19 protein-coding genes are annotated in these 22,857 nt (G+C 58.8%); 12 read left to right on the top strand and 7 right to left on the bottom strand.

The annotated features are described in order from the left end of the window. The first annotated feature begins 50 nt into the window (after window positions 1-50). Together ACR0B5_RS13130 and ACR0B5_RS13135 are read left to right on the top strand one after the other, a co-directional pair. Window positions 51-1,331, top strand: coding sequence for an MFS transporter (locus ACR0B5_RS13130; RefSeq protein ID WP_170466251.1), 1,281 nt, complete (start codon window positions 51-53; stop codon window positions 1,329-1,331). A gap of 100 nt (window positions 1,332-1,431) precedes the next feature. After that, window positions 1,432-2,010 (top strand): DUF924 family protein, encoded by a 579-nt coding sequence (locus ACR0B5_RS13135; protein WP_480540970.1) that lies wholly within the window; start codon window positions 1,432-1,434, stop codon window positions 2,008-2,010. On the opposite strand, the gene ACR0B5_RS13140 is transcribed toward ACR0B5_RS13135, so the two are convergent. After that, window positions 2,007-2,441 carry a hypothetical protein gene (locus ACR0B5_RS13140; protein WP_480540972.1) on the bottom strand — a complete coding sequence of 145 codons (435 nt, stop codon included), beginning with the start codon at window positions 2,439-2,441 and terminating at the stop codon, window positions 2,007-2,009. The genes ACR0B5_RS13135 and ACR0B5_RS13140 overlap by 4 nt on opposite strands. 216 nt (window positions 2,442-2,657) lie before the next feature. Between ACR0B5_RS13140 and lpdA the strand changes: the two genes are divergently transcribed. After that, window positions 2,658-4,052 (top strand): dihydrolipoyl dehydrogenase, encoded by a 1,395-nt coding sequence (gene lpdA, locus ACR0B5_RS13145; protein WP_480540974.1) that lies wholly within the window; start codon window positions 2,658-2,660, stop codon window positions 4,050-4,052. A 136-nt stretch (window positions 4,053-4,188) separates the two neighbouring features. Here the strand turns inward: lpdA and ACR0B5_RS13150 are convergent, their stop codons facing one another. After that, on the bottom strand, window positions 4,189-5,574 hold the full coding sequence (locus ACR0B5_RS13150; RefSeq protein WP_480540976.1) for a dipeptidase: 1,386 nt from the start codon (window positions 5,572-5,574) through the stop codon (window positions 4,189-4,191). Window positions 5,575-5,903: 329 nt separating this feature from the next. On the opposite strand from ACR0B5_RS13150, the gene hemA reads away from it, so the two are divergent. The 3 genes from hemA (at window position 5,904) to ispG (ending at window position 9,633) form a co-directional block, all read left to right on the top strand. After that, window positions 5,904-7,127 (top strand): 5-aminolevulinate synthase, encoded by a 1,224-nt coding sequence (hemA, locus tag ACR0B5_RS13155; RefSeq protein WP_480540978.1) that lies wholly within the window; start codon window positions 5,904-5,906, stop codon window positions 7,125-7,127. 129 nt (window positions 7,128-7,256) lie between these two features. Beyond that, complete coding sequence (locus ACR0B5_RS13160) at window positions 7,257-8,453, top strand: helix-turn-helix domain-containing protein (RefSeq protein ID WP_480540980.1); 1,197 nt, start codon at window positions 7,257-7,259, stop codon at window positions 8,451-8,453. Between the two features lie 70 nt (window positions 8,454-8,523). Next, window positions 8,524-9,633 carry a flavodoxin-dependent (E)-4-hydroxy-3-methylbut-2-enyl-diphosphate synthase gene (ispG, locus tag ACR0B5_RS13165; protein WP_425082989.1) on the top strand — a complete coding sequence of 370 codons (1,110 nt, stop codon included), beginning with the start codon at window positions 8,524-8,526 and terminating at the stop codon, window positions 9,631-9,633. Between the two features lie 123 nt (window positions 9,634-9,756). Here the strand turns inward: ispG and ACR0B5_RS13170 are convergent, their stop codons facing one another. The 3 genes from ACR0B5_RS13170 to ACR0B5_RS13180 form a co-directional block, all read right to left on the bottom strand. After that, window positions 9,757-10,197 (bottom strand): DUF2846 domain-containing protein, encoded by a 441-nt coding sequence (locus ACR0B5_RS13170; RefSeq protein WP_480540982.1) that lies wholly within the window; start codon window positions 10,195-10,197, stop codon window positions 9,757-9,759. A gap of 320 nt (window positions 10,198-10,517) precedes the next feature. Then, window positions 10,518-11,276 (bottom strand): DsbA family protein, encoded by a 759-nt coding sequence (locus ACR0B5_RS13175; protein ID WP_170373987.1) that lies wholly within the window; start codon window positions 11,274-11,276, stop codon window positions 10,518-10,520. Continuing rightward, on the bottom strand, window positions 11,273-12,655 hold the full coding sequence (locus ACR0B5_RS13180; protein WP_480540984.1) for a M48 family metalloprotease: 1,383 nt from the start codon (window positions 12,653-12,655) through the stop codon (window positions 11,273-11,275). Before ACR0B5_RS13180 ends, ACR0B5_RS13175 begins: the two co-directional genes overlap by 4 nt. On the opposite strand from ACR0B5_RS13180, the gene ACR0B5_RS13185 reads away from it, so the two are divergent. From ACR0B5_RS13185 to ACR0B5_RS13210, 6 genes are all read left to right on the top strand, one after another. Beyond that, on the top strand, window positions 12,654-13,814 hold the full coding sequence (locus ACR0B5_RS13185) for a pyridoxal phosphate-dependent aminotransferase (RefSeq protein WP_480540986.1): 1,161 nt from the start codon (window positions 12,654-12,656) through the stop codon (window positions 13,812-13,814). The genes ACR0B5_RS13180 and ACR0B5_RS13185 overlap by 2 nt on opposite strands. 66 nt (window positions 13,815-13,880) lie before the next feature. Further along, a complete protein-coding gene (locus tag ACR0B5_RS13190; RefSeq protein ID WP_480540988.1) occupies window positions 13,881-15,101 on the top strand; it encodes an N-acetylmuramoyl-L-alanine amidase in 1,221 nt (406 codons plus the stop codon). 94 nt (window positions 15,102-15,195) lie between these two features. Next, entirely contained in the window at window positions 15,196-17,685 is a 2,490-nt protein-coding gene (locus ACR0B5_RS13195) for a penicillin-binding protein 1A (RefSeq protein WP_480540990.1), read from the top strand. Window positions 17,686-17,796: 111 nt separating this feature from the next. Beyond that, the gene (gene prfB / locus ACR0B5_RS13200; protein ID WP_170373982.1) at window positions 17,797-18,921 is read left to right on the top strand and encodes a peptide chain release factor 2; all 1,125 of its coding nucleotides are present in this window, start codon (window positions 17,797-17,799) and stop codon (window positions 18,919-18,921) included. A 190-nt stretch (window positions 18,922-19,111) separates the two neighbouring features. After that, a complete protein-coding gene (locus tag ACR0B5_RS13205) occupies window positions 19,112-20,512 on the top strand; it encodes an amidase (protein WP_480540992.1) in 1,401 nt (466 codons plus the stop codon). 23 nt (window positions 20,513-20,535) lie between these two features. Continuing rightward, entirely contained in the window at window positions 20,536-21,309 is a 774-nt protein-coding gene (locus ACR0B5_RS13210) for a DUF2189 domain-containing protein (RefSeq protein WP_480540994.1), read from the top strand. Here ACR0B5_RS13210 and ACR0B5_RS13215 read toward each other — a convergent pair. Both ACR0B5_RS13215 and ilvN read right to left on the bottom strand, forming a co-directional pair. Beyond that, a complete protein-coding gene (locus ACR0B5_RS13215) occupies window positions 21,306-22,007 on the bottom strand; it encodes a helix-turn-helix domain-containing protein (protein WP_480540996.1) in 702 nt (233 codons plus the stop codon). The genes ACR0B5_RS13210 and ACR0B5_RS13215 overlap by 4 nt on opposite strands. A 280-nt stretch (window positions 22,008-22,287) precedes the next feature. Beyond that, the gene (gene ilvN / locus ACR0B5_RS13220; RefSeq protein ID WP_170373979.1) at window positions 22,288-22,848 is read right to left on the bottom strand and encodes an acetolactate synthase small subunit; all 561 of its coding nucleotides are present in this window, start codon (window positions 22,846-22,848) and stop codon (window positions 22,288-22,290) included. Window positions 22,849-22,857 lie beyond the last annotated feature (9 nt).

Here is a 22,857-nt window from a genome sequence, read left to right on the forward strand (position 1 = left end):
TTGATCACATAACGACTCGCAATTCAGCTTGGCACATCCCGGAGGCCCAAATGATTCAGGTTCTGTCCACCGCTTGGGCGCTTCTTCTCGGCATGGGTCTGCTGATGGTCGGCAACGGCCTGCAAGGCACGATTCTGGGTGTTCGCGGTGAAATCGAAGGTTTCTCGACCCTCGAGATGTCCTTTGTGATGTCGGCCTATTTCATGGGGTTTCTAGGCGGATCGCGCCTCGCGCCCGAGATGATCCGTAGGGTCGGCCATGTGCGTGTCTTCGCAGCCCTGGCCTCGTTCATTTCCGCGGTCATGATCATGTATCCGATGCTGACCGACCCGATCGCGTGGTTCCTGGGGCGTGCCGTGATCGGCTTCTGTTTCTCGGGCGTGTACGTGACCGCTGAAAGCTGGCTCAACAACGCGGCCAGTAATGAGAACCGGGGGCAGGCACTGTCGCTCTATATGATTGTGCAGATGCTGGGGATCATTTCGGCTCAGGGGTTGGTTCTGCTGGGCGATCCGGCAGGGTATGAGACTTTTGTGATCGCGTCGATCCTCGTTTCCGTCTCGTTCGCGCCGATCCTTTTATCGATTTCTCCAACCCCTGCATTCGACACCACCAAACCCATGACCCTGCGCGAGTTGATGGGCAAATCCCCCTTGGGCTGTGTCGGTATGTTCCTGTTGGGTGGCGTGTTTTCGGCACAGTTCGGTATGGCGGCGGTCTATGGCGCGCGCGCCGGGCTGAGCCTGATCGAGATTTCGACCTTCGTGGCCGCCTTCTACATCGGCGCTATCGTGCTGCAATACCCGCTGGGATGGTTCTCGGACCGAATGGATCGGCGTTTCCTGATCCTACTGGCGGCAGCCATAGGCGGTGCCAGTGCCGTAGCTGGCATGCTTTTCGGGGTGAATTTCCCGATCCTTCTGGTTACCGCTTTCTTTATTGGTGGTATGTCAAACCCGCTCTATTCCCTGCTAATCGCCCATACGAACGATTTTCTGGATCGTGAGGACATGGCCGCTGCATCTGGTGGTTTGCTTTTCATCAACGGTTTGGGCGCGATTGCTGGCCCGCTGATTACAGGTTGGTTGATGGGGGACGGGATCTTTGGACCTCCGGGCTTTTTCCTGTTCATCGCGGCGTTGCTGTTCGCGATGGCTGGCTACGCAATGTATCGCATGACGCAGCGCGCGGCGATCCCAGTCGACGAGACCGGCACCATGTCGCCCCTGTACCCGTCCGCATCCCCTGTTGCGCTTGAGGTGGCCCAGGAAGTGGCTATCGAAGCCGCCGAGGCCGAGGAGGACGCACAAGATGTTTCCGCTAACGCCTAAATATGTCCGAAATGTAGTAATATTTTACTGTCACAAATCTGTAAAACAGCCTTAAATGACCTTACGTCCCTGGGGAGGGCAACACACGGAGTTAAGGGCAATGGTTGGTCCTGAAGACGTATTGAGTTTTTGGTTGGATGAGGTCGGCCCCAAGGGGTGGTACATGCAGGACGACACGCTGGATCAGCAGATCCGCGACCGTTTCCTGACCACTTGGGAAGCCGCGACAGAGGGCAAGTTTTCGCTCTGGCTCACATATCCCAGCGGGTCGCTGGCCTATATCATCTTAACAGACCAATTCCCGCGCAACATGTTCCGCGGCGAGGCACGGGCTTTTTCGTCGGATCGGGCGGCTCTGGCCGCTGCGAAATGCGCGGTGGACAAGGGCTGGGATCTGAAAATCGACGAACCCGCGCGGCAGTTCTTTTATCTGCCGATGATGCATTCCGAGAACCTGTGTGATCAGGAGCGCTGTGTGCGTTTGATTTGCCAGAACCTCAGCAGCGAGGATTCCAGCAACCTGCTGCACGCGCGCGCGCATCGTGAAGTAATCCGGAAATTCGGACGATTCCCCTATCGGAATGAGGCCCTTTCACGCACACCAACCGTGCATGAGACCGCCTATGTCGACATGGGCGGCTATGGCTCTACCGTGCGTGAGTTGCAAGCAGCTGGTTAACTTTCGGGCCCGCATCCACGGATAGCAATGATCCGGTCGGCTGCCACGTCGGCCGAGGTCTCAATTGCATGGTCAATTAATTGGTCAGGTGATTCCGCCAACTCTGCAAACCGGGTCTGAACGGTCTGCAGCTTGGTTTCTATCGTTTCCAGCTTGTCTAGCGTATTGGACATTCGCAGAGAAACGACGGTGTTACTCACCAGACCGTCCTCTTGAATGCGGGCCAAATCGCTGCGCAGTCCGGAAAGTTGTTCGCGAATACCCTGCGCCTCGTCCCGCAACGGGGCGACAACTTGCAGCTTTTCCGACAGCCCCGAGGTGACGTCCTCCACCGTCGAAGCCAGTTTCCAACCCAAAAACAGGCAAAGCGCGATAAGGATCAGCGTCGCATTCAGAAGTGCAAGGAGAAGGTCTTTGAGGGTCTTGGCCATGATAAGTCTTTCGAATGCTTTGTGAATATATGGCGGGCGGAGGCCCTGGCTGTTCTTTTCTAGCCTTTGAAAAAGCTTGGGTATAGGCTGAAAACTGCACGTATCGACCATAACATACCGACGTCGCTTTTGTCGCGGTATGTCTATATTGATGCGCTGTGAAAAATAGTTTAATGCTAAACTAAATTTCAAACCGACCTTGGCCGAGAGGGACACATGGCTGAAAAATCTTTTGATCTGATCGTAATCGGTGCTGGTCCGGGCGGCTATGTGGCCGCAATCCGCGCGGCACAGCTGGGCCTCAAGACCGTCGTGGTCGAGCGAGAGCATCTGGGCGGCATCTGCCTGAATTGGGGCTGCATTCCCACCAAGGCTATGCTGCGGTCTTCGGAGGTCTTCCACCTGATGGAGCGCGCAAAGGACTTTGGTCTGACGGCGGACAAGTTCGGTTACGATCTGGACGCGGTGGTCAAACGCTCACGTGGGGTTGCTGGCCAGTTGTCGGGTGGGATCGGCCACTTGCTCAAGAAGAACAAAGTCAGTGTCGTGATGGGCGAGGCGACGATTACCGCAAAGGGTAAAGTTTCGGTGAAAACCGAGAAGGGCACCGAAGAGCTGACCGCCAAAAACATCGTCCTCGCCACCGGCGCACGTGCGCGTGAGCTTCCAGGGCTGGAAGCGGATGGCGATCTGGTCTGGACCTATAAACACGCACTGCAGCCACCGCGGATGCCGAAGAAACTGCTCGTCATCGGCTCGGGCGCCATCGGGATCGAATTCGCCAGCTTCTACAACACGCTGGGCGCGGATACGACCGTGGTCGAAGTGATGGACCGCGTGCTGCCCGTCGAAGACGCGGAAATCAGCGCCTTCGCCAAAAAGGCCTTCACCAAACAAGGCATGACCATCATGGAAAAAGCGATGGTCAAGCAACTTGATCGCGGCAAGGGCAAGGTCACCGCGCATATCGAGGTCAAAGGTAAGGTCGAGAAGCACGAGTTCGACACGGTAATCTCGGCCGTTGGCATTGTCGGCAATGTCGAGAATCTGGGACTGGAAGCACTCGGCGTGAAAATCGACCGTACTCATGTTGTGACGGATGAGTTCTGCCGCACCGGCGTTGATGGTCTCTATGCGATTGGCGATATCGCCGGCGCGCCCTGGTTGGCTCACAAAGCCAGCCACGAAGGCGTCATGGTGGCCGACCTGATCGCAGGCAAACACGCGCATCCGATCAAACCCGAAAGCATTGCAGGTTGCACCTATTGTCACCCACAGGTGGCCTCGGTTGGCTATACCGAAGCCAAGGCTAAAGAGCTTGGCTACGACATCAAGGTGGGCCGCTTCCCGTTCATAGGGAACGGTAAGGCGATTGCGCTTGGAGAGCCTGAGGGCATGATCAAGACGATCTTCGACGCCAAGACCGGTGAGCTGCTGGGCGCGCATATGATCGGCGCGGAAGTGACCGAGATGATTCAGGGCTACGTTGTAGGTCGTCAGTTGGAGACGACGGAAGAAGACCTGATGAACACCGTCTTCCCGCATCCGACACTGTCAGAAATGATGCATGAAAGCGTTCTGGATGCGTATGATCGCGTGATCCATATGTAAGGGGTTAGTGGGCGCTGCCCCCGCCGCGGCAAGCCGCGACTCCCCCGGGATATTTATAGCCAGATGAAGCATGGGATCCGTCCTTCATCTGGCCGAAAATATCCCGGAGCGCGAGGCAGAGCCTCGCAATAGACTCCTATGAATTCAAAGCATCCAGAATGCGGGCCCAGGAGCGGATGCCCTTGTGGAAGCTTTTGACATCGTATTTCTCGTTCGGAGAGTGGATGGCATCGTCGTCATTGGCGTAGCCGACCAGCATCGAATCCAGTCCCAGAACGGTGTCGAAATACCCAACGACCGGGATCGAGCCGCCCATTCCGGTGAACACGGCCTCGCGGCCCCATTCGTTAGACAGCGCAGCGCGGGCCGCTTCGAATTCAGGGCGATCCAGATTCATGACCGAGGCTGGGGACCCTTCGAGGTCATTGTCCCAGACAACTTTGGCATCCGGGGACAGGTGCTCTTCTACATGTTTGCGGATTTTGTCGCGCAAGGTGTCGGGGTCCATGTCGCCGACAAGGCGGCAGGTGATTTTGCAGTGAGCTTCCGAAGGGATCACCGTTTTTGATCCGGCGCCGTTGTAGCCTCCCCAAAGCCCGTTGACCTCAAGCGTGGGGCGTGCCCATTGCTGTTCCAGCGTGGAATAGCCTTTTTCGCCATGCGGTTGGCTATATCCCACCGAGTTCAAGTATTCGGCTTCGTCGAAGCCGCAGTTCTCCCACTGGCGCAGCTGATCTGCCGGGACCTCGTGAACACCTTCGTAGAAACCTTCGACAGCGACCCGTCCGGTCTCGTCGTCATAGAAAGAGGCTACGATCTTGGACAATTCGCGCAGCGGGTTCAGACCGGGGCCGCCGTAGTGGCCGGAATGCAGGTCGATGCGGGGGCCGACGATGGTGAACTCATCCTTCAGCATGCCGCGCAATTGCGAGGCAATCGAAGGCACTCCGCGTGACACCATTGAGGTGTCGCAAACCAGGGCCAGATCGGCCTGCAATTCGTCTTTGTTTGCTTCGAGGAACGGCACCAGCGACGGCGAGCCTGATTCCTCTTCGCCTTCGAAGAAAAAGGTGATGTGGCAGGGCAGAGTGCCGTGGATAGCTTTCCAGGCACGGCAGGCCTCGACAAAGGTCATAAGCTGGCCCTTGTCGTCGGATGATCCGCGGCCACGGATGACGGGTCCATTTTCAGTGTCTTCAATCGCGGGGTCGAACGGATCGCGGTTCCACAGGTTCAGAGGGTCGACGGGTTGCACATCGTAGTGCCCATAGAACAGCACATGCGGGCCTTCGTTACCCTCACCTACATGACCCACGACCATCGGGTGACCGGGTGTTTCGCGCTTTTCTGCTGCAATCCCAATGCTCTGCAGGTCTGAGACCAGCCAGTCGGCAGCCTTGTCGACATCCGCTTTGTAGGCAGGATCGGTTGAGATCGATTGGATGCGCAACAGCTCCATCAGGCGTTCGATCGAGGTTTGCAGATCAGAGTCGATCCGGCTCAGCACGGCGTCTAGCGACATAACAGGGCTCCTGCTTGGGAATGATTTGCGCGAACCCTATCAGTGTTGGCGCTGCCGTCCAGAGCAGAGTGCGCAGCACGAGCCCCGTAGTGAGTGGCCGAAGTTAAGCTTCTATACCTGCGTCGTTTCCCCGCGTCTTTTAGACGTAAGTTTACTTGCTGCGCGGCTGTGAAGCTTATATTTGATGCAAATCAAAGTTGGGTTCTGACGAACGGCTTTAGACTGGCCGAACGTGCGAACACAAAGCTGCTTTAGGGGCAATGTCCTGTAAGGTGGCGGAATACAGGCTTTGGGTGAGGGGTTTACCCGAGGCGATCAAGGAGGGTCCGTTGGACTATACTGCTCAGCTCGATTCAGCGATTGCCAGGCTGCATGACGAAGGACGTTACCGGACCTTTATCGATATCGAACGCCGCAACGGGCACTTCCCGCATGCCGTTCGGACCCGTCCCGATGGAACGCAACAGAACATTACTGTGTGGTGCGGCAATGACTACCTTGGCATGGGCCAGCACCCAGTTGTCCTGAACGCAATGCATGAAGCCGTCGATGCGGCCGGTGCCGGCTCGGGCGGGACGCGCAACATCTCGGGCACGACTGTTTATCACAAGCGTCTTGAGGCTGAGTTGGCCGATCTGCACGGCAAAGAGTCCGCCCTGCTGTTCACCAGCGCCTATATCGCCAATGACGCGACGCTTTCGACCTTGCCGAAACTGTTCCCCGGTCTGATCATATATTCGGACGCGCTGAACCATGCCTCGATGATCGAAGGCGTGCGGCGCAATGGCGGCGCCAAGCGCATCTTCCGCCACAATGACGTCGCCCACCTGCGCGAACTGCTTGAGGCAGACGACCCCAACGCCCCCAAGCTGATCGCCTTTGAGTCGGTCTACTCCATGGACGGTGACTTTGGCCCGATCGAAGAGATTTGCGATTTGGCCGATGAATTCGGTGCTTTGACCTATATCGACGAGGTCCATGCTGTTGGCATGTACGGCCCGCGCGGCGGTGGTGTGACCGAGCGTGACCGTCTGGCGCATCGCATTGACATCATCAATGGCACTCTGGCCAAAGCCTATGGCGTGATGGGGGGCTATATCGCCGCCAGCGAAAAGATGTGCGACGCCGTGCGTTCCTACGCGCCGGGGTTCATCTTTACCACCTCTCTGCCGCCAGCTGTTTCGGCTGGTGCGGCGGCCTCGGTCGCGCATCTGAAAGTGACACCGGAACTGCGCGAGCAGCATCAGACACAGGCCAAAATCCTGAAGCTACGCCTGAAAGGCTTGGGCCTGCCGCTGATCGACCATGGCAGCCATATCGTACCTGTTATTGTCGGAAACCCGGTCCATACCAAAATCCTGAGCGACCGGTTGCTGGACGATCACGGTATCTATGTGCAACCGATCAATTTCCCGACGGTTCCACGTGGTACAGAGCGCCTGCGCTTCACCCCATCTCCGGTCCATGGACCAGGTGAGATGAACCGTCTGGTTCAGGCGATGGACGAACTTTGGTCACATTGTGCGCTAAATCGCGCCGAACTTGCCGGTTAACCTCACGCTAAAGTGTGCAACGTGTTTGCCGCGTGTTAAGCTTACGCTAACAAAATAAGTGGACGAATCGTTATGGGGACGATTCGCCATTAGCGTGAAACACGCGACGGGCAAAATGGGGCGGCAGGAATGATTGGGCGCAGATCACAGCGCGATTCCGAAGAAGGTTTAGAAGTCAGACCAAAGGGGTTTGACGACTACGAAGTACGGCTTGGTGATCAGATGCGCGGCGAGCGCGCCACCATGGGCAAATCCCTTCTGGATGTTCAGCGCGAGCTGCGGATCAAAGCCAACTACATCGCTGCCATAGAAAACGCCGATCCTGACGCGTTTGATACACCCGGCTTCATCGCCGGATATGTGCGTTCTTACGCCCGGTATCTGGGCATGAACCCGGATGAGACCTTCGCCGCCTTCTGCAAGGAAAGCGGCTTTGAGGTCGCGCATGGCATGTCCGCCGAGGCATCGGTCGTGCGCAAACCGACCGGAGATCTTCCGGCCCGTGGCCCGATGGGGCGGGATCCGTTTGTGTCTCCGAACACGCCTTATATCCCCGGCAAAGAATCCTTCGTCAGTCAGGTTGAACCGCGCGCGATTGGCTCGTCCCTAGTGTTGCTGGCCGTCATCGGCGGTATTGGCTATGGCGGCTGGGCCGTGCTGAACAAGATCCAGCAGGTGCAGGTCAGCCCGGTTGAGCAAGCACCTGTTGTTCTGTCGGACCTCGACCCCCTTGATGCGGCGCGTAGCACTGAAACCGTCGAGACCGCTTCGACCGAAGCACTGGATCGCCTCTATCGCCCGCAAGCGCTGGATGTTCCGGTGATGGTCGCGCGGGATGCTCCGATTTCCACGCTTGACCCACGGACCGTCGGCACTTTCCGTCCGCCGGAACTGCCCGAGGTTCAGGTGGCCGAACTGCACACAGTTGAACGCCCGGCCTTGCCGCAGGTGGTCGAGCAGCTGGATACGACGTTGAAGATTGTCGCCGTGAACCCTGCGTGGATGCGCGTCACGGCCGCCGATGGCAGCGTGATCTTCGAAGGTACGCTCGGCACGGTAGAACAGGGCAGCGTGTTCGAAGTGCCGCTGACCGAAGAACCTCCTCTGTTGCGGGCCGGGGCGTCGGGTTCGGTGTTCTTTTCGATGAATGGTGAGCATTTCGGTCCGGTTGGTGCACCGGGTACCGTTGCGAAAGGCGTCGTCCTGTCCAAGGACGCAGTAGCTGAGACCTATGCCGTCGCCGATCTCGAGGCTGAACAGAACAGTGCCCTCAAGCAATTGGTTGCCGAGCTTCAGACGCAAGTAACCGACGAGCCTGCCGAATAGTCTTGCCATTGCTCTAGTCCGGTTGCCGAACTATCTATGAGGCAACCTAAGCAGATGCGGACCACTCTTCATGTCGCTCAACCACGTACGTCCCTGGCGCGATATCTACCGCCGTAAATCCCGCCAGATCATGGTCGGCAACGTGCCGGTCGGCGGCGATGCTCCAATTGCTGTTCAGACCATGACCAACACCCTGACCACTGATGTGGCGGCAACGGTCGCGCAGGTTCAGGCCGCGGCTGAGGCCGGAGCTGATATCGTGCGGGTTTCCGTTCCGGATGAGGACTCGGCCAAGGCGCTGAAAGAGATCGTGCGCGAAAGCCCGGTGCCCATCGTGGCTGACATTCATTTTCACTATCGTCGTGGAATCGAAGCGGCAGAGGCCGGCGCGGCCTGTCTGCGGATCAATCCGGGCAATATCGGCAACGAACAACGCGTGAAAGAGGTCATCAAGGCCGCAAGGGACCACAATTGCTCGATTCGGATCGGTGTGAATGCAGGCTCGTTAGAGCGGCACCTGCTTGAGAAATACGGCGAACCCTGTCCCGAGGCGATGGTTGAGAGCGGGTTGGAACATATCCGCATTCTGCAGGACAATGATTTCCACGAATTCAAGATCAGCGTGAAGGCCAGCGACGTCTTCCTATCGGCGGCGGCCTACCAAGGCATTGCCGAGGCCACCGATGCCCCGATACACCTTGGGATCACCGAGGCCGGAGGGTTGGTCAGCGGCACCATCAAATCCGCCATCGGTCTAGGCAACCTGCTGTGGATGGGGATCGGAGATACGATCCGCGTCAGCCTGTCTGCCGACCCGGTCGAAGAGGTCAAGGTTGGCTTTGAAATCCTGAAATCCCTGGGCCTACGCCATCGCGGCGTCAACATCATCTCATGCCCGTCCTGCGCGCGTCAGGGATTTGACGTGATCAAAACCGTCGAGGCGCTGGAGCACCGCCTGGAACACATCAAGACGCCGATGTCTCTGTCGATCATCGGTTGCGTAGTCAACGGACCGGGAGAGGCGCTGATGACCGATGTCGGCTTCACTGGCGGCGGAGCAGGGTCGGGCATGGTCTATCTGGCGGGCAAGGCCAGCCACAAGATGTCGAACGATCAGATGATCGATCATATCGTGGAAGAGGTCGAGAAAAAGGCCTCTGAACTGGATGCGGCGGAGTAGCGTCACCAGAATACAAACGTAACGCGCTGAGTTCGATTGGACCGCTCTGCGGACAAAGCAAATGATACAGAGCGTTACCCCGGAAAACCTGACAATGCGGGCAAACGCCTTGGGCTAAGCGATCTACATTCTTGCAATTTCGCGTCTTGCTTGCTCCTCACCAACGATTGCCACGCTTGCGCGTCCAGCGGGCCAGCCCCAAAGGGTTTCACCCTTAATGAACACGGTTTGCCCTGCAGCCACGTTTGTGTTGATTTGAGAAGTGCCTGATACGGAAGGCGCCGTGGCCACGATTGTGTATTGCCCAGGGGATACGTTCTGCGTGATCACCGATCCATTCGCTAGGTTTCCAACAGAATTCCCGTTCAATGTGAGTGGCAGCCTGAGCGCACTACCTGCCGCACTACTCGGTCGGAAAAAGACGATCAGACCTTGACCCGCTTGCGGTTGCGGAATGGTTCGTCCGGGCGCGCCTGCGGCAGTATTCGTGGACGGCGGTGTAGTTCCGCAAGCCGAGACTAGCAAAACCGAGGCAAGCGTCGTTAGTACGTTTCTGCGTAGCATTGTGTTCCCCTTCACACGCCCAATTTAACAAACTGTTCAGCATTTCGAAGCTGTTGAGACTATTAATTCACGAGTCTGTTCGAAACGTCCAGCGAAATACATCTTTAATTTTGAATGTATGAAGGCTTAGGGAAAAATGCTCCAGCTGCCGAAGCAGATGTACTGTTGGACACGAACGGGACACACCGTTCTGACGCCAAGTGACGTTTTTTGTGCTTTGGGCTCAAAGCCGACTTTTGCGGCAGTAATGCTTTGAGATCTTTTGTGTTTCCCGGGACATCGCGCCCGTGCGTATGGGGCGGCAGGGCCGCCCCAAAGACTTACCCTTGTTCAGCTCGCACGCCGTCTGCGATCTGCTGCATCTGATCCGCTGGTAGGAAGCCGCGCAGCATTTCGGTGCCTAGAACGAAAGAGGGCGTGCCGGTGATCTGCATGCGTTGTGCCAGCTCTCGGGTGCGGGTGATCTCTTCGGTGACCTGGTTGCTGTCCATCGCGGCGATGATGGCGTCGCTATCCAGCCCAAGCCCGTCTGAGATACGGCGCAAGGTCACTTCGCTGGGTTCTCCGCTGAATTCCATAAGGGCGTCGTGGACCTGTTTATAGGCGTCATCCCCGGCGACATGTTTGGTCGCCACGGCAAAACGCGAGGACAGAACCGAGGCATCGCCCAGAATCGGGAACTCTTTGATCACAAGACGGATATTGCCGTCTTCGGCCAACAGGCTGGCCACCTCGGGCACGGCGCGGCGGCAATAGCCGCAACGGTAGTCCATGAACTCGACCAGGGTGATGTCGCCATCCGGATTGCCACCCACCCAGCTATAGCCGTCATTGAACAGCTCATCCGCGTTCGAGGCGACCAGATCGCGGTCGGCCTGCTCCTGGGTCGCTGCGTTGCGCTCCTCCAGAATGGTGATCGCTTCGATGATCACTTCGGGGTTTTCCAGCAGATACTCGCGCACCTGCGCTCCGAACTCGGCCTTTTCGGCGTCGCTGAGCGCGTTGAGGTCCAGCGCCTGCGCCGAAGTCGATATCAGGGAAAGCCCCAAAAGGGCGGGGGCTGCATGTTTCAGGATCATTTGCGTTTCCTTTTCGCTTTCTCTGCGCGTTTCGAGGCAATCAACACATCTTGTGCCCTTTGCCAACCCGGTGAGCCTTCGGGAAGTTGCCCGATGGCCCGTCTTGCGTGAATGCCTGCATCAGCCAATCGGCCCTGCAAGGCGTATCGTTCTGCGGTGACGGTCGAGGCCATCCCGTTATTGCCCACTTTGGAATAGGCCACTCCCAAATCTCGCATCAGCCGCGCGTTGCGATAGTCGCGGGCGCGGGCTTTCTCCAGCGCCTCCAACGCCGTGTTGGTCTGGCCTTGTAGCAGCAGCGCTCGTCCGTACCCGGCAAGGATCAACGCATCGTGAGGTGCCATTTCAACCGCTTGGGCATAAGCATTAACAGCCTCGGATAATTGCCTGTTTTCCAGAAGGATTTGCCCTTTCAGTTCATAGTAGAAGGGATCCTCGGGCCGAATTTTCAAGGCTTCATCTATCGCTGCACGCGCGCGGGCCAGATCGCGGTTCTGGTGATGGGCCGACGCCTCGCGCATCATTCTGATATCGTACGCCGTTTCCTCTTTCGCGCGGCGCATTGTCCAACTCGGAGAGCGCAGAAAGGCCGAGAGCTTGCCCTTCACCCGTGCAAACCAATAGTCGGCGGTTTCATTGGGTTGGGTCTGATCGCCGAACTCGTCCAGAAACGCCTCAGCCGCGCGCAAGCGGTCCCGGCTGGAGGGGTGCGAGCGCATATAGGGGTCTTGATTGGCCGTGCTCAGCAACTCCTGACCTGCGAATTTGCGGTGGATCGCGACCATCCCCTTGGGTGAGATGCCAGCCCACCGCAGATAGCTGGCCGCGCTGCGATCGGCCGAGGCTTCCTCGGCCCGTGTGTGCCCCAGAAAGCCGCGAAGGGCCGCGCCTTGCGTGCCGGCTGCAATCCCGGCAGCGGCTTCCCCTCCGCCCGCAGCGGCTGCGATCAGAGCAAGCGCCGTGCCTAGGCTGGCCTTGCGCTGCGCGTCCTGCAGGTTTTGATGACGGCGTGCCAGATGACCGTTGGCGATATGGGCGGCCTCGTGGGCGATGACGGCTTGCAGCATCTCGGGGCTGTCGACCGACAGGATCAGGCCGTAATTCAGGTAGATCGCGTTGTAGTCGATCACGAAGGCGTTGAAGGTGTTGTCGTTGACCACCAGAATACGCACCTGATTGGTACTTAGCCCGGCGGCACGCAGCACTGGAAAGGCCAGTTCGCGCAGGCCGAACTCGATATCGGGATCGCGGATCAGGCTTTGGGCGTGGCTCTGCGCTGCCGCCGTCAGCCAAAGGACGGCCGCAAGTATCAGGGCCGGGATTGACGCCAGCCGGGATACGCGTTCAAAAGCCATGGCTGCAACATGGGAGATGGGCATGAGAAACTCAACCCGGTCCGGGGTCGATCCGTTTATTGTGATGGACGTGATGGAGGCCGCGCGCAAAGCCGAAGAGGCCGGACGCCACATCATTCATATGGAGGTCGGCCAGCCCGGAACCGGCGCCCCGAAAGGCGCGACCGAAGCCCTCGCCAAGGCAATGGAGCAAGGCCCGTTGGGTTATACCGTCGCGCTTGGCCTGCCCGCTCTGCGCCAGCGGATCGCGCAGATGTATGGCGAGTGGTACAATGTCGATCTGAACCCCGAACGGGTGGTGGTGACACCGGGGTCTTCCGGCGGGTTCTTGCTGGCCTTTACTGCGCTGTTCGACAGCGGGGATCGCGTGGGGATCGGCGCGCCGGGCTATCCGTCCTACCGTCAGATCCTCAAGGCGCTTGGGCTGGTGCCCATCGACCTGCCGACCTTGCCCGAGAATCGGCTGCAACCGGTGCCTTCGGATTTTGCCGGACTTGATCTTCAGGGCCTGATGGTCGCGTCCCCCGCCAACCCGACCGGCACTATGTTGGATCATGCCTCAATGGGCGCGTTGATCGACGCCGCGCAGGGGCAGGGTGCCTCTTTCATCAGCGACGAGATCTACCACGGGCTGGAATATGAGGCCAAAGCCGTCACTGCGCTGGAGCTGACGGATGAGTGCTATGTGATCAACTCGTTCTCGAAATATTTCTCGATGACCGGTTGGCGCGTCGGTTGGATGGTCGTTCCCGAGGATCAGGTCCGAGTGGTTGAGCGGATCGCCCAGAACATGTTCATTTGCGCGCCCCATGCCAGCCAAGTCGCCGCCTTGGCCGCGATGGATTGCGATGAGGAGCTGCAGGCCAATCTCGATGTTTACCGCCGCAACCGCGAGCTGATGCTCGTAGGGCTGCCAAAAGCCGGTTTCACGAATATCGCGCCACCTGACGGGGCATTCTACGTCTATGCCGATGTCTCTGACCTGACAGATGACAGCCGCGCCTTTGCAGCCGAGATTCTGGAAAAGGCCGGTGTCGCCGTCACGCCCGGTTTGGACTTCGATCCTGAGCGCGGACATACGACCCTGCGATTCTCCTACGCAAGGGCCACTGCCGATATTCAGGACGGGTTAGAGCGTCTGCGCAGCTTCATGGCCGAACGCGGCGCGTTGCAGCCGGTGTAAAGCGTTCACAAGAGGGGGCGGATGCGCTAGGGTCACGCTCAAACGATCTCGGGAAAACTTGAGGCCATGAGCAGGATTTTCTATTGCATCGCGCTGATCTGGGCGCTGTCCGGTGCCGCATTGGCGCAGGACTTCACTGCGTTGGCGCGCGTGCAGCCGGACCAAAGCCGCATCATCGATTCCGGTCGCACGGCGGTTCAGGTCGACCTTGGCGTCAGTCAGGGGGTGCCTTACCGCATTTTCACGCTGCGCGATCCCTACCGCATGGTTCTCGACTTTCAGGAGGTCGACTGGACCGGCCTCAACGCCGAAGAATTTCTGCAAACCGACCGGATCAGTGGCGTGAAGTTCGGGGCGTATGTCCCCGGATGGTCCCGCATGGTGCTGGAACTGGGGGCGCCTATGGCGGTGGATACGGCCGAGTTGCGGTTGGATGAGGCCTCGGGCGCGGCGCTGTTGACCCTTCAATTGGTCGGTACCGATTTTGACTCGTTCAACGCGTCCGCTGGCGTGCCGCAGAACCACGGCTGGGATCTTCCAGAACCCGCCGTCACCACGTCCGAGGTCCCGCGCAATGTGGCGCAGGTCATGCGGGTGATGCTGGACCCCGGCCATGGCGGTATCGACCCGGGCGCTGAATTCGGTGGCATTGACGAGAAAACCATGATGCTGACCTTCGCGCGTGAACTACGTGAATTACTATTAAGGTCAGGTGGTTACGAGGTGGTGCTGACGCGGGTCGAGGATCAGTTCGTCTCGCTGGAACGTCGTATCGCTCTGGCGCACAGGGCGAGCGCAGATGTGTTTATCTCGCTGCATGCCGATTCCCTCTCCGACGGGCAGGCCCACGGCGCGGCGGTCTATACCTTGTCCGAGGATGCCTCGGACGTGGCCAGCGTCAAACTGGCCGAACGTCATGATCGGGGCGATCTTTTGTCCGGGGTCGACCTGAACGGCGCCGATGATCAGGTCACCGATGTGTTGCTGGACATGGCGCGGCAGGAGACCAAACCCCGCACCACATCACTTGCTGGCGCGATTGCCAATGGCATGGCGCAACAGGGCGGGCCGATGAATCGTAAACCGCTGCGCACCGCATCGTTTTCGGTGCTGAAGGCGGCAGACATACCGTCCGTTCTGGTCGAACTTGGGTTTCTTTCCAGCCCCAGAGACTTGAAAAACATCAAAGATCCCGAATGGCGCGCCAAAATGGCGCTGGGGATTTATCAGGGGCTCGAGGACTGGCGGCAGCAAGATGTGATCAGACGGTCCCTGATTGGACAGTGACCTGACGACGCAAAACGGCTAGAATGCGCTTGTGGTTTTGACCCTCGGGCTTGGCATCCCTATATAGGCGACAGCGCGAAAAAAAGGCAGTGACGTGATCCGGTTCATTCTATCGATTTTCGGGGCAGTTTTCAGCCTCGTGACTTTGGGTATCTTCATGGTTGCGCTGGTGATCGGCGCGGTCTTCTGGATGTATGGCCGCGACCTGCCCAGCCACGAGTCGCTGGCACAGTACAAGCCGCCCACGATCAGCCGGATCTATTCCGGCGAGGGTCAGTTGATCGACGAATTCGCCCAGGAACGTCGTCTGTTCACCCCGTCCGAGGAAATCCCCGACCTGGTGAAACAGGCCTTCATTTCTGCGGAAGACAAGAATTTCTACACCCATCAGGGCTATGACCCGCGCGGCATCATCGCTGCTGGTGTCGAAGCTGTACGCACCAAAGGTGAAACTGTTCGCGGTGCCTCGACCATCACGCAGCAGGTGATGAAGAACTTCCTGCTGTCGGGCGACCGTCGGGCCGAGCGCAAGATCAAGGAAATCATCCTCGCCACCCGGCTTGAGGATACGCTCGACAAGGAACAGATCCTCGAGCTTTACATGAACGAGATCTTTCTGGGTCAGAACTCCTATGGTGTGACCGCTGCGGCGCAGACCTATTTCAACAAGACCCTGCAGGAACTGGCCCCGCATGAGGCCGCGATGCTGGCCGCGATGCCCAAGGCGCCGTCGGACTACCACCCGGTCCGCCAAAAGGAACGCCTGCTGGCTCGCCGCAACTATGTTCTGCGCGAGATGAACCAGAACGGTTACATTGATCAGGCGACCTATGAAGCCGAGGTCGAGATGCCTCTGCGTTCAGTCCAGAACGGGGATTTTGAAAGCTTCCGCACCGCACTGCCGCCACGTGACTATTTCACCGACGAAATCCGCCGCCAGCTGAGCGAGGATTTTGGTGAGGGTGAGTTCTTTACGGGTGGTTTCACCGTGCGCGCTTCGGTTGACGAGGAAATGCAGGTCGAGGCCGCGCGTGCGCTGCGTGAGGCATTACAGAAATACGACCTGTCACGTGGCAGATGGCGTGGCACGGGCGAGGTGATCGCCGAAGAACAGCTGGCGGATGAGGGTCAATGGCGCGATGCGCTGGCGCAGATGGAGATCCCCCGTGACGTCGTTTTGCCGACCCAATGGTACCCGGCTGTTGTGCTGGATGTGGCCGAGCAACAATTGACCGTCGGTATTGAGGATGGCCCCGCCGACGGTACCATCCCACGCTCTGACATCAAATGGATGCAGGGCAACTTCTTCGATAATTTCAAACGCGGCGATGTGATCCTAGTCATGGCCGGGGAAGAGGGCCAATGGTCCGCCCGTCAGGTGCCCGAAGTGCAGGGCGGCTTTGTCGCGATGGATGTGAACTCGGGCCGCGTTCTGGCGATGCAGGGCGGGTTCTCGTATCAGGACACTGTGTTCAACCGCGCCACGCAGGCGCAGCGTCAGCCGGGCTCCTCGTTCAAGCCGTTCGTTTACGCGGCCGCGCTCGACAGTGGCTACAGCCCTGCGACGATCGTTGTTGACGCTCCGATTGAGGTGAATACCCCTCAGGGCCTGTGGCGCCCCAAAAACTCGTCGAACAAATTCTACGGCCCGACGCCACTGCGCACCGGGATCGAACAGTCGCGGAACCTGATGACCATCCGTCTGGCGCAAGAAGTCACGATGCCCGTCGTCGCGGGCTATGCGGAACGGTTTGGTGTCTATGACCGAATGGGTGCGTTTCTGGCCAACTCGCTCGGGTCCGAAGAAACCACGCTGTATAAAATGGTTGCAGCTTACGCGATGTTCGCCAATGGCGGTGAGCGGGTCGAGCCTACTCTGGTCGACCGGATTCAGGACCGCTTTGGCAAGACGATCTATCGCCATGACGATCGGCAGTGCCTCGATTGCAACTCGACCTGGTTGGAGCCAAACGAGTCGCCGACCATTGAAACAAATCGCTCTCAGGTCATGGATGCGATCACCGCCTATCAGCTGACCTCGATGATGAAGGGCGTTGTGGATCGCGGGACGGCGTCGCGCTATGTCAACCTGCCGGTACCGACCGCAGGTAAGACCGGAACGACCAACGAATCCAAGGATGCGTGGTTCATCGGCTTCACCTCGAACATCGTGGCCGGTTGTTATATCGGCTATGATCGCCCGCGTCCGATGGGCCGGGGGGCTTATGGTGGCACCATGTGCGGGCCGGTTTTCCAGAGCTTCATGGAAAAAGCCGTTGAGAAATACGGCGGTGGTCCATTCGAGGTGCCCGAAGGTGGTCACTTCATCAAGATCGACCGTTTCAGCGGTGCGCGCCTGCCTGCGGATGCATCCGGCGAATACGTCGTGGCCGAGTTCTTCCGGGATGGGGTGGATGGGTTCATTGATCGGATTTACGACGGCGGCTTTGCCATCGGATCGGACCTTCCTCTGTTCGAAGAGGCGCAACGCGCAGGCGTTCAGGTCCAGACCTCGACCGGTAGCACCGTCACTGTTGGCCCCAAAGCCTCGCAAGGGGATTTGAGCACCGGCGGCCTTTACTGATCGCTTTGTAAATCTCTAGCGGCCAGACGTGTAATCCCGTCTGGCCCGTCTTGTGGTGGCCTTCCGCTCTTGCTATCACGCAGTCCTGTTTGACCAAGTTGGGGCAAGACCATGCGCGCCGAAACCCAGAATATCGTGGCGGAAATCGAAAAGTCGCTAGAGCTGCTGGCGCAGCGTATGGACTATGAAACCGCGCCCCATCGGCTTGAGGAATTCAATGCGCGGGTTGAGGATCCGAACTTGTGGGACAGCCCCGAGAACGCGCAGAAACTGATGCGCGAACGGCAGATGCTGGTCGACGCGATCGAGACCTACGAGTCCATCAAAACCGATCTCAGCGACAATATCGAGCTTATCGAGCTGGGCGAGATGGAAGAGGATGAAGAGGTCGTTCAGGACGCCGAAGCCTCGATCAAGTCTCTGAAGGACAAAGCCGCCAAGAAAGAGCTGGAGGCTCTGCTCGATGGCGAGGCTGACAGCAACGATACTTTCCTCGAGATCAACTCGGGCGCGGGCGGGACCGAGAGCTGTGACTGGGCCTCGATGCTGGCGCGGATGTATGTGCGTTGGGCGGAAAAGAAGGGCTATACGGTCGAGCTGCAATCAGAGACCGCGGGCGAGGAAGCCGGGATCAAGTCGGCGGCCTATAAGATCTCCGGCCACAATGCCTATGGCTGGCTGAAATCGGAAAGTGGTGTGCATCGTCTGGTACGAATCTCGCCATATGACTCGGCGGCCAAGCGGCATACCTCGTTCAGCTCGGTCTGGGTTTACCCCGTGGTCGATGACAATATCGAGATCGAAGTGAACCCGGCCGATATTCGGATTGATACCTATCGGTCCTCGGGTGCGGGCGGTCAGCACGTGAACACCACGGACTCGGCTGTGCGGATCACGCACATCCCGACCGGGATCGTTGTGACCTCATCCGAGAAGTCGCAGCACCAGAACCGCGATATCGCCATGAAGGCGCTGAAATCGCGTCTCTACCAGCAAGAGCTGGATCGTCGGAACGCCGATATCAACGCGGCGCATGAAGCCAAGGGAGATGCGGGCTGGGGCAACCAGATCCGGTCTTACGTCTTGCAGCCTTATCAGATGGTGAAGGATCTGCGGACCAATCATGAGACCTCGGACACCAAAGGTGTGTTGGACGGTGATCTGGATGGGTTCATGGCGGCGACTTTGGCGTTGAACGTGGCGGGCAAAAGCCGGTCCGAGGCGCAGGGCGACTAAGTCTGGGCAGGGGGCGCTGCCCCCGCCGCGGCAAGCCGCGACTCCCCCGAGATGTTTTTAGCCAGATGAAGGGGATCCGGGTGGTGCTTGGCCATTCGGGAAAAGATGTATTTAAACAATGGGTTTTATTGGTCGGGGTGCGCGGCTAGGCTGGATTTGAACCAAACAGATCGAGGCGATTGAAACCCGGATGGATGTCACTCAGCTTTCCGCAAAGGCGCTGGTCGATCAGCTGTCATCTGGTGCTGTTTCGGCGGTCGAAGTAATGGCTGCGACGCTGGAGCGGATCGAGGCCGTGAATGGTAAGGTCAACGCGATTGTGGCGTTGCGCGATGCGGATGATCTGATGGCCGAGGCGGCGGCACTGGATGCGGGTCCCAATCGGGGGCCACTGCACGGGTTGCCGATTGCGGTGAAGGATCTGGTTAATGTCGCCGGGATCGTATCGTCGCAGGGATCGCCGCTGTTTCGCGATTTTGTGCCCGAACAGGACGATCTTATTGCAGCGCGGATGCGCGCGGCGGGGGCCATCTTGATTGGCAAGACCAACACGCCCGAGTTTGGGCTTGGCTCGCACACGTTCAACCCGGTCTATGGCGCGACCCGGAACCCCTATAATGGGGCGCGCACATGTGGAGGGTCATCCGGTGGCGCGGCGGTTGCGTTGGCGACCGGGATGGTCGCGTTGGCCGACGGCTCTGACATGATGGGAAGCCTGCGCAACCCGGCCGCGTGGAACAACGTTTACGGATTTCGCCCCAGCTGGGGGCGGGTGCCATCGGAACCCGTTGGAGATGGGTTTTTACATCAGTTATCGACCCTGGGTCCGATGGCGCGCAGCCCTGAGGATTTGGGGCTATTGCTCGACGTGATCTCGGGCGCTGATCCCCGGTCACCTTTGGTCTCGGATGCCGGGCACGTGAGTCCCGTTCAAGCCGCTGATCTGCGCGGGGCGCGGATTGGGTGGTTGGGAGATTGGGGCGGCGCATTTCCGTTTGAGGACGGCATTCTGGACCTTTGCCACGATGCCCTACGCGTTTTCGAAGACCAAGGCGCAGTGGTCGAAGATGTGTCTCCGCCCTTCGATGCGGAAAAGATGTGGGACAGTTGGGTTACTCTGCGGTCCTGGGCGGTGGCGGCGGGATTGCAGCCGTTGCAGGGCAAATTAGACGCCTTGAAGGATAGCGCGCAGTGGGAGTTGGAGCGTGGCCTGACGCTATCCGCGATGCAGGTGCATGAGGCCAGCGTTACCCGGTCGGAGTGGTTCCGGCGGGCGGCTGAGCTGTTTCAGGACTATGATGCTTTGGTTCTGCCGGCCGCACAGGTCTGGCCCTTCGATATCGAGACGCCGTATCCGCGTGAGATCATGGGGCGGGCGATGGATACCTATCATCGCTGGATGCAGGTGACAGTGCCGGTCAGCCTGATTGGTTTGCCCTGTCTGGCTGCGCCTGCGGGGTTCGGAGCGGAAGGCCTGCCAATGGGCTTTCAGCTATTTGGGCCCAAAGGGTCGGATGCGCGGCTGCTGTCCTTGGGTGCGGCGTATCACGAGGCGACGACATGGCCGCAGAAAAGGCCCGCGATGAGATAGGGCCAGACGGGGAGGAGAAACAGATGGAAAGACCTTTCGGAGCGCCTCAGATGCGCCCTGTTGACAGTGGGATGCTGAAACAGGCGATGCGGCGGGCGTGGGTTGACCTCCGCAAGGCGCCGCTGTTCGGCTTGATATTTGCGGGGTTTTATGTGCTGGCGGGCTGGGCGATCGCCTGGGTGACGCTCCAGTCGGGAACAAGCTATTGGCTGGTCCTCGCCGCGATCGGGTTCCCTCTGATCGGACCGTTTGCGGCGGTCGGGCTGTATGAGGTGTCGCGTCGCCTGGAGGCCGGGGAGGATCTTGATTTTAAAGCGATATTCGGGGTCGTGATGCAACAGAGCCGCCGTCAGTTGCCCTCAATCTGCGCGATCATCGTGGTGATGTTTCTGTTTTGGTTCTTTCTGGGCCATATGATCTTTGCCCTGTTCATGGGACTGTCGACGTTGACGAACGTATCCTCTTCGCTCGAAGTGTATCTGACGGTAAACGGGTTGATGATGCTGGCGGTAGGGTCGGCCGTCGGGGCGGTCTTTGCCACGATCCTCTACATGATCACCGTGCTGTCCATCCCGATGCTGCTGGACCGCGAGCTGGATTTCGTGACGGCAATGATCGAGAGCTTCTCCTACGTGAGGGACAACTTTCCGGTCATGATCGGGTGGGGCATTTTCATCGCCGTGCTGACGTTTGTCGCGATGGTGCCATGGTTCTTGGGGTTGCTGCTGGTGCTGCCGCTTTTAGGCCATGCAAGCTGGCACCTGTATCGCCTGATCTGCGAGGATGATCCGAGCTAGCGCTGTTCGTCGGGCCTGTGGGCCCTTATCAGCTTGCGCGCAGCACCAAGCGCATCTGTTGCATCCTGCCCCAGCCGGGTCAGGGTCACAGGGCGCGCGTCGTCTTTGTCCGGGCGCGTGTAGCTTGTGCCTTGCCAGAGGGTATCTTTCTTGCTGACCACATAGACCCGGCTGTTCTGGCCGTTACGACCGGAAATCAGCATGTAGACATAGTCGCCGGAACAGCTCGCTATACCGCGCACCTCTCGTGCCATGGATGGGCTGCCGGGCATGGCGGTGCGCGGTGTGAAGCCGCGGATCAACGTGCATTGTGGCAGCCGTTTGGCGTGCAAAACGATGGACGTCCGGGTGTCCGTCGCCGCATAAAACCCTGGCGGAAAGGTGCAGTCGTGGGTGGCCTGGGCGCCCGAGCCGAGGAATTGCGTCAGCGTGGCGTTCACATGATGCGTATTGGCATCCGGGATGTCGTCAAGCGGGGTGAGAACGATACGGGCATCTACATCAAAGAAGCGACACATCCGGTCCAGAACATCCGCGCGCGGAAAGCTCTCGCCCGCAAGATATCTGTTGAATTGAGTTCGGTTGATGCCCAGTTCGCGGCACAATGCTGAAATCGAAGGGTAGTCTCGTGCCAAGCGTCTTAGGTTTGCACCGAACATGGCGCGAAGTTCGTCCGGGCTGCGCGTATCCTCTGGCATCGGTTCCCCCTGCATCGGCGGTTTCAGTCGTGAAAACAGCGGTGCAGATCGGCAGACCGGATGTGTGACCGAAATCGTAAAGATGACCCCAAAGCAACGTTTCCCCACGCCGCGTTGCATCTGAGATGCTAATCCGACGTTGGGTAAAGGCAATAGGTATTTGTCTGTTCGGGGTGATCTTTACGGTTAATTTGCAGGCTTTTTTGTGCCAAGTATCAAGTAGATACTTTTCGTGAAAAGCGAAAGGTCCCGGGGATGCCCTGCCGGGACCCTGTAGTTGTCAGTCGCCGCGCAATAGGGCGGCCACGCCAGTTCTCGCGATTTCGACCAGCCCCAGCGGGCGCATGAGGTCAGCAAAAGCATCGATCTTGTCGGGAGCGCCCGTGATCTCGAAAATGAACGAGTTTAACGTGCTGTCGACCACATTGGCGCGGAAGATATCGGCCAAACGCAGCGCCTCGACCCGCTTGTCGCCTTCGCCAACAACCTTGATAATCGCCAGTTCCCGCTCGACCGAAGGGCCTTCGACCGTCAGGTCATGGACCTCGTGAACCGGCACGATACGGCCCAGCTGTGTTTTGATCTGTTCGATCACCTGCGGGGTGCCAGTGGTTACGATGGTGATGCGGCTGAGGTGTCCAGTGTGGTCGACCTCGGCCACCGTCAGGCTTTCGATGTTGTAGCCACGGCCCGAGAACAGGCCGATCACGCGGGCCAGAACGCCCGGCTCGTTCTCGACCAGCACCGCGATCGTATGGCGTTCCTGCACGTCCGAAAAAGTCGGGCGTAGGTTATAGGCCGAATGGCGGGTAGAGCCTTTTTTGATATGTAGGGCAGACATTTATGTCCC

It is taken from the genome of Ruegeria sp. AG1 (assembly GCF_056541705.1).